General features: G+C 68.5%; 8 protein-coding genes and 2 pseudogenes. 6 read left to right on the top strand and 4 right to left on the bottom strand.

Annotated features, from left to right (window positions below; translation table 11 throughout):
• Positions 1-306: 306 nt before the first annotated feature.
• The 4 genes from IF09_RS47250 to IF09_RS41970 all read right to left on the bottom strand — a co-directional run bounded on the left by IF09_RS47250 (position 307) and on the right by IF09_RS41970 (position 6,793).
• Positions 307-1,947, bottom strand: coding sequence for an alpha/beta hydrolase (locus tag IF09_RS47250; protein WP_063607426.1), 1,641 nt, complete (start codon positions 1,945-1,947; stop codon positions 307-309).
• A gap of 496 nt (positions 1,948-2,443) precedes the next feature.
• Positions 2,444-3,478 (bottom strand): terpene synthase family protein, encoded by a 1,035-nt coding sequence (locus tag IF09_RS0125585; RefSeq protein WP_030299514.1) that lies wholly within the window; start codon positions 3,476-3,478, stop codon positions 2,444-2,446.
• A gap of 98 nt (positions 3,479-3,576) precedes the next feature.
• Positions 3,577-5,007 (bottom strand): cytochrome P450, encoded by a 1,431-nt coding sequence (locus tag IF09_RS0125580; protein ID WP_078613446.1) that lies wholly within the window; start codon positions 5,005-5,007, stop codon positions 3,577-3,579.
• 1,162 nt (positions 5,008-6,169) lie between these two features.
• Positions 6,170-6,793, bottom strand: a complete 624-nt coding sequence (locus IF09_RS41970) for a hypothetical protein (RefSeq protein ID WP_051832868.1) — start codon at positions 6,791-6,793, stop codon at positions 6,170-6,172.
• A gap of 725 nt (positions 6,794-7,518) precedes the next feature.
• Between IF09_RS41970 and IF09_RS0125570 the strand changes: the two genes are divergently transcribed.
• The 6 genes and pseudogenes from IF09_RS0125570 (at position 7,519) to IF09_RS0125555 (ending at position 11,119) form a co-directional block, all read left to right on the top strand.
• Complete coding sequence (locus IF09_RS0125570; protein ID WP_030299511.1) at positions 7,519-7,986, top strand: lamin tail domain-containing protein; 468 nt, start codon at positions 7,519-7,521, stop codon at positions 7,984-7,986.
• Between the two features lie 99 nt (positions 7,987-8,085).
• Positions 8,086-8,430 (top strand): helix-turn-helix domain-containing protein, encoded by a 345-nt coding sequence (locus IF09_RS48280; protein WP_324606862.1) that lies wholly within the window; start codon positions 8,086-8,088, stop codon positions 8,428-8,430.
• Positions 8,352-8,513 (top strand): annotated as a pseudogene (locus tag IF09_RS47245) (helix-turn-helix domain-containing protein); the annotation flags it as partial. The gene IF09_RS48280 and the pseudogene IF09_RS47245, both read left to right, overlap by 79 nt.
• 316 nt (positions 8,514-8,829) lie before the next feature.
• Positions 8,830-8,964 (top strand): hypothetical protein, encoded by a 135-nt coding sequence (locus tag IF09_RS48030; RefSeq protein ID WP_267882177.1) that lies wholly within the window; start codon positions 8,830-8,832, stop codon positions 8,962-8,964.
• A gap of 92 nt (positions 8,965-9,056) precedes the next feature.
• Positions 9,057-10,259: pseudogene (locus IF09_RS0125560) on the top strand (RHS repeat-associated core domain-containing protein); the annotation flags it as partial.
• Between the two features lie 575 nt (positions 10,260-10,834).
• Positions 10,835-11,119, top strand: coding sequence for a hypothetical protein (locus tag IF09_RS0125555; RefSeq protein ID WP_158710046.1), 285 nt, complete (start codon positions 10,835-10,837; stop codon positions 11,117-11,119).
• The last annotated feature ends 174 nt before the right edge of the window (positions 11,120-11,293 follow it).

Raw genomic sequence — 11,293 nt, 5'->3', positions numbered from 1 at the left:
CACCTTGGCTGCCCGGTGGCCGGCCTACTTCGTTGCGTTCGACGTGCTGCAACTGGACGGGGAGGAACAGCTGAACCGCCCCTACGCCGAAAGCCGCGCCCGGCTTGAGGCCCTGTTCGCCGATCACGGCCTGACGGCCCCGTGGACGCTCTGCCCCATGACGACAGACCTGGCGACGGCCCGGGAGTGGCTGGAGTCGTGGACGGACGTGTCCGGTGTCGAGGGCCTGTTGTGGACAGGGTTCGCGGCTGACCGCTTGACCGGGCTCAGCCGATTCCAGCGAGGCCGGGCGGCCGGGCCCTGTCGTCAGCGTGCTCCGGCACCCTTCGGATCCGGGGTGGGCGGCGGGTTGTGGCAGGTCGCGTCCTTCGCGGGCAGCCGTCCCGTCGACAGGTACGCGTTGACGGGTATGTTGGCGCAGGCCGTGGGGTTGGAGAGATACACGCCATGCCCCTCACCCCCCAGCGCCAGCACCATCCGTGACCCCTTGAGCGCTTGGTGCAGCCCCTGGCCGGTGTCGAGCGGGGTCATCGGATCCCACTCGTTCTGCACGGTCAGGACATCGGCCCGGGTCTTCATGGGCGTGGCGGGCTCCAGCGGCCGCTGCCAGAAGGCGCACGGTTTGATGTTCGACGCGAAGTCCCCGTAGAGCGGGTGCTTCACCTTGTCCCGCGCCGCGTCCCGCGCGTACTGCTCCGGATCGCGGGGCCAGTTGTCCGTGTCCCCGCACACCACGGCCCAGTACACGGCGGTGACGTTGCTGGCGGGAATGGCGTCCGGACCTTCCGACGCCCCTCCCGCGTCGACGCCGGGGCCGGCGGCCCGGACGCCGCCGAGCGGTGACTGCGCGCCGGGCCCCTTCCTGTCGGCGCCCTTCCCGCTCGCGCCCGGATCGGTGCCACCCGGAGCCATGCCGCCCGGAGCGGTGCCACCCGGCGGCTGGGGCGCCTTGTCGGCCGATGCCTTGATGGACTTGACGACGACCGAGGCACCGTGGGGATCGAAGAAGAGCAACGGGTCGGCCCTGATGTAGTCACCCGTCACCTTCTCCCCGTAGTGGATGATCGGGTCCTGGTCGGCCCGCGCGACCAGCGCCCAGAAGGTGGCCGACACCGCCTCGGGCGTGGCGCCGAGCCCATAAGCGTCCGAGCGCTCCGCCGCCCACCGCGTCCACCGCTCGAAGGCGGGCTCGGCTCCGGTCCCCCACGCCTGGATCATGCCGCGCCAGACGCGCCCCGGGTCCACGCCGCTGTCCAGGACGAACCGGTCGGTGCGCTCCGGGAACATCTGGGAGTACACCGCGCCGAGGTACGTCCCGTACGAGTAGCCAAGGTACGAGACCGTCCGCTCCCCTAGTGCGGCGCGGATGACGTCCATGTCGCGCGCCGTGTTGCGGGTGGTGATGTACGGAATCACATCGCCCGACTTCGCACGGCACTTGTCGGCGATTCCGCGCGCCCAGGACACGTCCGAGGCGAAGGTCTCGGGCCGGTAAGCACCGCCGACGCCCACCTCCGCTTCGCTCAGATCACCACAGCCGATCGGGCTGCTCTCGCCGACGCCGCGCGGGTCGAAGCCGACGAGGTCGTAGCGGTCGCGGACGTCCTCGGGCATCTCGGCATTCGTCCGGATCGGCCGGTAGAGACCCGAGGTCCCGGGGCCGCCGGGGTTGAGGAGGAGGACGCCACGCCGCTTGGCGGGGTTCTCGCTCTTCATCCGGGATATGGCGAGGTTCAGGGTACGCCCTTCGGGACGCTGGTAGTCGAGCGGCACCTTGAGGGTGGCGCACTCGTACGCCGCCGGCCGATCGGGGCTGCAGCGGTGCCAGGCCGGCGTCTGTCGCAGGTACGAGGGGGTCGAGGCGGCGGAGGCCGACGGCGTCGCCAGCCCGGGAAGGGCGGCGGCGAGGAGTCCGGCGGTGGCGAGCAGCCGTGCGAGACGTTTCATGCGCGTGGTTTCGTTCCTTCGTCTGGTGAAATCGCTTGCGCCTCGACTGTGTTGCACGAGCGGGTCAGACCGGATCCCTCCCAAGAACGGACCTTCCGTCCCTCGCACGTACCACCTGAAATTCGGACACGTGGCCGAGACTCATCCCCAAGATCCGCGTATTCGCCGGGGCTTCCGGGACGGACCCGCCCGTGCACTCGTAGTCCCCTCCTCCTCAGGGAGGACAACCGACGACATAGCGACAAGGGATCGTGTGGAGAGGGTTCGCGGCTGACCGCTTGACCGGGTTCAGCCGATTGCGGGGCGCCATCCCGGCCTGGGACTGGTGGGCCGGCATGGTCAGGAGTCGCGTATGCGCAGGAGCCGTCCGCCGATCGTCACCCTGTGTCGATGCCCTGACGCGGGTCGCCACCCCCCGGTGGCGGCCCGCGCTGTCGTGTGTCCGGGGCTGCCCTCAGACGCCCCGGAGAGGTGGAGCGTGCCCTGGGCGGCGGGCTCAGTGGGGGTCGGTGGCCACTGGCGTGCGGGGCGTGGTGTGGGTGTGCGGCAGGTAGACGGTGCGGTAAGGGGTGAGGATGACGGTGGTGTCTCTCTGGCCGTTCCAGGTGTGGCCGAGCCCGTTGTAGCGGGGGGTGAGGTAGGACCATTCGAGGTTCCCGGCGATCATCACCTCCAGCGCGTCGAGGTAGGGGCGAAGGATGTTGTCCTGGCCTGCCGCGCCCGCCCGCAGGGTGGTGGTGACGTCGTCGAACTCGGCTTCCACACGGTGGACGGTCGCGGCGATGCGGTCGACGGCGGCTTGCAGGTTGCCGCCGTTGTGGGCGAGCGCGAGATGGATTTCGTTCATGGTGTCGCCGCTGTAGAGCTCTTTGCGGTAGGAGAAGACGTCGTTGACGCCGATCCAGTGGCGGGCGACCAGTATGTTCAGGCGCCGCAGTTCCGGCAGCTCGTCGAGCCGGTCGGTGAGGTCGGTGTCGAGGGCGAATTCCAGGAGGGGGAAACAGCATTCGCCTATCGAACGGTGGCGGTGGCTTTCGTAGGTGGGCAGGTCCAATACGGCGCGGCTGTCGATGAGACCCCGCTCGGCGTGGCAGGCGTCCAGGAACTCGTGCAGGGTCCGCGCGTAGCGTTGCCAGACGCGTGGGGGCGCCAGCGGCAGGGTCTGCTCGCGCAGCTGCTGAAAGGCGCGGGTGAAGACGGTAGCCGGCTCCGGGAGCCCGCCGTCGATGACGGCCGGCAGGTCGTGGATGCCCAGTTGCCGGATCTTCGTTGCCGGGGCGTGGGCGAGGACGTCGTCGATGGCGAACAGGACATCGATCCACGCGCAGACCAGCTCGATGCGGTCGTCGCGGGCGTCGGCGTAGGTGAGCAGGTTCCACAGGCTGGTGCGATGTTCCAGGAACGCCTCCAGCTCTTCCCGGCTGTCGTAGGCGTCGCCGAGCAGTTCGGCGAGGCGGGCCGCGCAGCGTCGTTCCAGAGCTTCGAGGCCGGGACGGCGCCTGGCGGGCGCGAACCGGGGGAAGAGCGGCATCCGGAACCTGGGGTAGCCCTCACCTGGGCCCGGTAAACCGGGCCTGGACGCCGGCCGTGCGACGGAGGCGTCGTCGTCTTCGGTGTGGCCGACGGCGGTCACTGCTGGCCTCCCGCGCGGGATAAGGCTGTGCGGCGGGTGAGGACGAGGGGGCCGGCTTTGGGGGTGAGGAGGAAACGGGGCCTCGGCCGCAGCGGAACGGCGTCGGTGTTGCGCAGTTGCCAGTTGCTGCTGATCGCGGCGAGGGCCAGGACGGCCTCGGCCATGCCGTACTGCTCGCCCAGGCACTTGCGGCGCCCGCCGCCGAAAGCGGTGAACGCCTGCCGCTGGCCCGTGGTGAGGCGTTCGGGCAGCCACCGGTCCGGATCGAAGACCTCAGGATCGTCGAAGACGGCCGGGTCGCGCTGGAGGGCGTAGGGGGAGACGATCACATCCGCGCCCGCAGGAACGCTGAAGCCGGCGACCACAGTCTGTTCGAGGGTGATGCGGGAGAGCATCCAGGTGGGCGGCCACAGCCGCAGCACCTCGAGGAGGACCTGCCGGGTGTAGGCCAGGCGCGGAACGTCGGCGAATACGGGAGCCCGCCCGGCGAGCTCGCGGTCCAGCTCCGCCCACAGCCGGCGCTCCACATTCGGGTGTCCGGCCAGGGCGTGCAGGGTCCAGGCGAGCAGAGAGGCCGTGGTCTCCACTCCCGCGGCCAGCACCGACAGAATCTGATCACGCACCTCGCTGTCGTCAAGCGGCCGGCCGTCATCGTCGGCGGCGGCCATGACCAGGGACAGCAGATCGTCCCCCGGCGCCTGCCCGCCCCGGTACTGCTCGATCACCTCGCCAACGGCCCTTTCCAGACGGGCCTGCGCCTGCTGGAAGCGGCGGTTGGCCGGCAGCGGGAGTCGGTGCAGCAGCGGCCAGGGCACCAGCATCCGCCGGAACATGCCCTCCAGCAGGACCGGCAGCGCCGCGGCCATGGCATCGGCAGCGTGGTGGCCGGCCGGGGCCGCGATCAACGTCCGCGCCACCACCCGGGCCGCCAGCCCGTACATGCCCGCCTCCACGTCGAGCCGCTCACCTTCACACCACCGGCCGACCGTCTGCGTGACGCACTCGCTCATCACCGGGGCGTAGCGGGCCACCTGCTGACGGCTGAACGCGGGCCGCATCACCGGCTGCTGACGCCGGTGATCCGCATTGCTGCACGTGATCACACCGTTGCCGACCAGGACCCGCGCCGTGTCCATGAACGGGCCGCCTTTGTCGAATACCTGCGACACCAGCACCTGGCGAGCCGCCTCGGCGCCGTTGACCAGATACACCCGGCGCCCCGCGAGTTGCAGCCGCACCACCGCCGGCCCTTCCCGCTGGGATGCCAAAAAGGCGAGGGGATCACGCGCCAACTGGATCACATGGCCCAGCCCCGGCACACCCCCCGTGGCCCGCTGAACGTCCTGAACTGCCACCACGCCCACTCCTCCGCCATCCGTCCACAAAGCCGAATCACAACTGCCCACCCCACCCTGCACAAGAAACACAAAATCGTTTCCTCTTCACACAGGCGCCCCACCCGCCCGCTCTCGTCGGACACCGGTGTTCACCGCGGGAGCGGAGGCGGCGGAGCGCCGCGGGCAGTCGTGGACAGGACGAGGCCGAGGGACTCGATGACGGCCATGAGGGGTTGAATGACAAGCTGACCGGCTCGGGAACGGCTTTCTTCAGTGGCCGGCGCCATGCCCCGGCGTACGCAACAGGCGACTCCGCATCCTCGGTCCGCGGTCGCTTCAGTCCGCGTCGATAGGGCGTGCGCGGGCGAGGCCCGGTGACCAGAGCGCTCTGGCGGCAGTAGCACCGGGCCGCCCAACCACCCAATGAAGCGAGCTCCGGCGTACGGGCACGCGTCTCCTCTGGTTTGGGCCACCCCGCTCTGCCGAATCTGGGAGCGGCCCGTAGGGATACAGCGCCCGGACAGGCGCTCGGTGCCCCCGTACTGGCAGGCCTGTGGTCCTGCATTCGACGCACGGGCCGGCCGCGCGCGGTATGGGGTCTGTACGGGTGGTTCGGGGAGGTGTGGAGCGGGTCGCGGGGGTGCATCGCGGGCAGGTTGGGTGAGATGGGGCTTGGCGAGGAGCCCGCCTGCCGCGTCGGTGGCCTCCTCCTCCCGGAGTGCTGTCGGCCGGGCATCGGCCGCCGTCACACGTCGCCGTCACGCAGCCGGGCCGGCAGCACTCGCTTACCAGTCCGCTGGCGTCCGGCCCCGGCCGCCTGACCGTTGACGACCCGGCCGTCGACGTCGTGGGCAAGGGATGGCAACCACGGCCTGCCGGATGGCCCGTTCGACGACTGCACCGCAACACGGCACGCTTCGAGGCCTCGGCGTGCGGCCATTTCGTCATCGACCGGTTGTTCCGGCTGATGGTGCATTCACCGATGCGGACTCGCAGGAGAGCTGTCAGCCGGGGGGTTGAGTTCCAAGCGTGGCTCGGTGACGGCGTCGAGCAGGGTTTTCAGCAGGTCAGTGTCTCGTTCAAGCCGGGGGAGTGGGTGGGGACCGGGAGGCCGCCCGATCAGGTGCCGCGTTCGACCAGCCACGCGGGTGTCTCGGGCAGGCCTGGCGCGGTGGGGGCGAGGGCTTCTGCGTTCTCCCGTGCTGCGCAGTGCCTCGGCGCAGACGAGCTCCCCGCGGCGTGGAGTGGCGGATCAGTCTTCGAAGTAGTTGGTCAGGACGCAGCCCTTCACGAGTGCGGGGTCCTTGCGGTAGCCACTGGGCGGGTTGAAGTCCGGGTGGCAGTTGAGGATCAGGAGGCCTCCGGGCTTGATCGCGTTGCGGATGACCGCCTTCTGGTCGGGCAGGACGGCGAAGTCCTGGCCGAGGAGGAATTTGCCGCGGTGCCCCTTGTTCGGGCTTTCCTTCCGGTCCTCGTCGAGTTCAGCCTTGTACCTGGCCTGGAAGGTCTTCAAGTCTTTGAACAGGAAGATGCGGGTGCCCCTGCCGCAGGCGCCGCGCTCGGTAACGCCCCACTTCTGGTCGTAGGTCTCGTCGCCGGGGAAGAAGTCGTCGTCGTGCGGGTCGGTGGAGAGGTCGTGGCAGTCGGCGTAGGTGTTGACGATCTGGGCGGCTTTTGCCATCGAGCCCGCCTTGGGCAGCCCGGCCTTGCCGTTCTGGTCGGTGCCGCCGCCCAGTCCGTCGGTGCCGCCGTTCTTCGCGGGTGCCGGGTTGCCCAGAGAGCCGTCGATGGAACTGGCTCCGTTCTCGCTCCCGCACGCGGTCAGAGTCGCGAGGGAGAGCAGGGCCGCGGTCGCGACGAGTCGTTGGATGCGCATGGTGGCCGGAACTCCCGTGTCAATGATCAGAACGCGCCGACTCTAGGATTGCTGGCGTGCGCATGGCAAATGTCTGCTGCTGGACGGCCCCGGGACCCGGTGGGCGGCCGGAGTTGTGTTCGAAGTGCGACTGGCTGGCGGTCGTGGCCTGGCTGCTGGCCAACGCCAGGATCGAGTGCAACAAGAGCGTGCCGGAGGCCTCGCGTGGCGCGGATGGACGCCCGGTTCCAGTTCGGTGAGCGGTGACTGGGCGTGGCCGATCGAGCGGCAGGGCAGGGCCGGTTGTCCGGCTGGGTCCACCGAGACGCCGAATGGTGACGGGCGAAAGTTTCGGCCCGCGCAGGACGCGAAGAATTTGTCGAACTACAGGCGTGGGTGCGAAGAATTCCGCAGAACGGTTGTTACTTGATCGGCTACTCCGGGTGGGTGAGGCGGGACAGGAGCGCGCCTGGGGGTGCGCCGGAGCGCACTGTGTCCGGGTGTCGCTGGCGGGCCGGGTGGGTGTAGCCGCCCGTGGATGTCAGGGTCACGCCTGGGAAGTATGTGTGCAGTATGCAGGCGAGTATGACGGGTATGTCCGCGTCTGGTAACCGGCCTCGGCAAGGGCTGTGGCGGGGCAGGTGCGGGGTGGAGAGTGTGGCCCTCGGCTCACTCCGCGCCGGGATGCCACACCGCTTCTCCCGCCTGTTTCGGCTGTCGGAAGCGTTGTTGAGGGAGCGTCACTCATGTCCTCTGTTTCTTCCTCCGTCCGTCGTATCGCCGCGACCGTCCTGGCCGCCGGGGCCGTGGTCGGCGCTGCCGCACTGCCGGCCACCGCGCAGGACCGTGACCGCCGCCAGCACCCGCGGGTGGAGATCACCCGTGTCCAGGCCGACAGCCCCGGACGGGAGGACCGTTCGAACCGGTCCCTGAACGCGGAGTGGGTGGAGATCACCAACACCACCCGCGACGCCATCAACCTCCGCGGCTGGACCCTGCGCGACGACGACGGCAACCGCTACCGCTTCGACAACATCCGCATCAACAGCCGCGCCACCCTCCGCATCCACACCGGTACCGGCCACAACACCCGCACCGACCTGTTCCAGAACCGCCGCGACTACATCTGGGACAACCACGCCGATACCGCCACGCTGCGCGATGACCGCGGCCGCACGGTCGACACCGAGTCCTGGGGGCGTCGCCACCACTGACCGGTGTCAAGGTGTCGGCGGCCGCCTGGACGGCGGGCGACCGCCGACACCGCACCAACTGACTTTAGCTTGTTGGGGTGAATCGTTGCGAAGCTCCTGATGGGTGTGGGTGGGTGGCTGTATCCGTGGTGTGTGAGGTATGCGGATGGGGGCGGGCTGACTCCGACAGGACGTCAGCGGCGCGAGACGGTGCGGATGCAGGCGGCTGGACTGTTCGAGCAGAAGATCAAGCCGTCGGAAGTCGCACGACGGCTGCGGGTGAGCGTGCAGTCCATGTACCAGTGGCACCAGTTGTGGCCGGACGGAGGTGTTCAGGCACTGGTCTCCCGAGGCCCGAGCGGCTCAAGATGCCGCCTGTCCCCGCGGTGTCTGGAGATGCTTGCGGGGTTCTTGGAGGAGGGGCCGGCCGCGCACGGCTGCAGGTGTGGACCGCCTCGAGGGTAGCCACGCTGATCGGCAGGAAATTCCACATCACCTACAGCGTCTCCGGGGCCACGAGCCTGATGTACCGGCTCGGTTTCTCCCTGCAGGTGCCCGCGCGGCGGGTCCCCGAACGCGACGAGCAGGCTGTCACCGCATGGCGGGGGGCGACCTGGACGGAGGTAAAAGGGCCGGGCGGCCTGCGGGGGCTACCTCTTCTTCGAGGAATGCCGGCTTCACCTGCAGGCCGCCCCGGGGACGGACCTGGGGGGCCGGCGAGGGGTCACCCCGGTCGTGACGGTCAGCGGACGACGCTCGGGTCGGCTGTCGGTGGCCGGGCTGATCGCGATGCGGCCAGGTTCCAGGACCCGGCCGTGTCACCGTCTGCGGACCCATCCCGCGGGCAAAGGAACACGTTGCAGCATGAGCGAGAGGGACTTCATCGCACTCGTCGACGGCGTTCATCACCTGGTCAGAGCGCCGATCGAACTGGTCTGGGACCGGCTCAACACCCGCGTCTCCCGCAAGATGCGTGACCTTGTCGCCGAGCGGGAGTGACTGACTGTCTTCCTGCTACCCGTCTACCCGCCCGACCTGAACCCCGTCGTGGGCGTGTGGGCGCACATCAAACGCAGCCTTGGCTGGAACGCCTGCGAGATCGCTATGGTCGACTGCAGTCCGAGCAGGGCAACGGCCGGACGACGACGCATGCGTACGACGAACTGGGCCGCAGGGTCCGCAGGACTACGCCCGGCGGTGCGGTCAGCCAAATGGTCGTACGACGAGGCGGGCCGCAGGACGAAGCTCACCGCATCCGGGCGCAGATCTCCTTCTCCTTCGATGCCCTGGGCCGCGAAGTGGAACGCACAGTATCGGACTTCGTGTCACTGACGTCGTCGTTCGACGAGATGAGCCGCCTGACGGCCCAGGAGATCACTTCCTGGGTCAGCCGCCTCCAACACCGCGCATACACCTACCGCGCGGACGGCGGTCTCGTCGGCATCAGCGACACACTCTCCGGCGCCCGCCGCTTCGACCTGGACTCGGCCGGCCGCGTCACGGCAGTCCATGCGCGCGGCTGGACGGAGCAGTACGCCTACGATGACGCCGGAAACCAGACACAGGCCTCGTGGCCAGCCGCCCACCCGTCCCACTCCGCGACGGGCACACGCGCCTACCAGGGCACTCGGATCACCAGGGCGGGTGCCGTCCGCTACGAACACGACGGCCAGGGTCGCATTGTTCTACGCCAGAAGATCCGGCTCTCCCGAAAGCCCGACACCTGGCGCTACGAGTGGGACGCGGAGGACCGTCTCACCGCGGTGACGACACCGGACGGCACGGTCTGGCGGTACGCGTACGACCCCCTGGGCCGACGAATATCCAAGCAGTCCCCTTTCGAGACGGTCCACTTCACCTGGGACGGCACGACCCTCTGCGAGCAGACAACCGATGACATCGCCTTCACCTGGGACTATGCAGGGCTGCGCCCCCTTGCCCAGACAGAACGCCGAAAGGACTCCACCGACGAGCGCTTCTTCGCCATCGTCACTGACCTGATCGGCACTCCGACGGAACTCGTCGACGAGTCGGGCGAACCGACCTGGCGCACGCGCACCAATCTGTGGGGCACGACAACGTGGAGCCGCGACGCGACGGCCTACACACCGCTGCGCTTCCCGGGCCAGTATTTCGACCTTGAGTCGGGGCTCCACTACAACCACTTCCGCTACTATGACCCGGAATGGGCCCGCTACCTCTCCCAGGACCCCTTGAGGCTCGTCCCTGCACCGAACCCGGCGACGTACGTCAACAACCCAGAGACGTGGAGCGACCCAAGAGGACTTTCACCGTGCCTCTTCCACAATCGGATGTCGGGCCAACTGGCAGGCGAGCTGGCAGACGCCGAACGTCTCGGAGTAAAGCCCATGCGTGTCGGGGACGAAGGCTTCGATGACTCAAGGCACCGAGCTGAAGCACCCCGTGCTCACGAATGGGGCTCCTGTGCGGGCGGCAGACGAGGCGGAGATCGCCGGAAACGGTGGCAACTACTTCGGCACGGATATAAACAACCAGAGTGGACACTACTGGCCCTCCCAGGAGAGCCTTGACATCGGGAAGGAGGCATTTGAACGTGCCGGAATCCCCATCCTCTGACCCTTCCCCTGAGACACGCGGCTGCCACGGGAGCGGGCGCCGATTCCTCAGCTCTTCGCCGGAGGACCTGGAACGGTACCTGCTGACACCCGAAGCGAGGGCCTGCTCGCTGGAGCACTGGGAACAGTTGCGCGACTTCGCCGTCGGCGGCATGCAGTCACCTGGTCTCTCAAACAAAACAAGGCTCCGCTGGGGTCGTCTCGCGCTCTCCGCAATCTCAAGAAAGGAGCGGAGCCACACGGCGCAGCAGGCGATGGCCGATTCTGCAAACGTGCGCGCCTACATGATCCGGGAGTTCGGGGCCAGTAACGCGGATGCGGCTCGGGACCTTCGCGCTCTCTGCTCAGAGATCCTGCGGAACGTGGGAGTGTCGCTGGAAGCGGGGGCGCGTCTCGCCGAAGAGTGGAAATCAGCATCGAGGGATCAGATGCTGCAGCTACGCCGGATCAAAAACATGCTGACTCCGCTGCTTCCCCTCCGCGCGCTCCTGGAAGGTGACGACCCTGCGTTCCAGGAGACGCGAGCCTGGCTGGAGCTCGTTCCGCGCCTTCCTTGAATGATGGCCGTCATCAGATACAGAAAACCGCCCGCTCGGAAGCGTCACGAGTGCACACCGAGCCGCCCGGGCCCATCGACGCCGATAAACCCGGACCATCGCCCCTGAGAAACAGGTCCCCATTGTGACCAACGCCCTTAAGCACCTTCTGGAGATCGTCCCGACGTTCGAGTG

This window comes from Streptomyces katrae, from assembly GCF_000717655.1.
GTDB classification, from domain to species: Bacteria; Actinomycetota; Actinomycetes; order Streptomycetales; family Streptomycetaceae; genus Streptomyces; species Streptomyces katrae_B.
The sequence above is the reverse complement of the archived record's forward strand: the minus strand, read 5'-3'. Positions and strand labels throughout refer to the sequence as shown.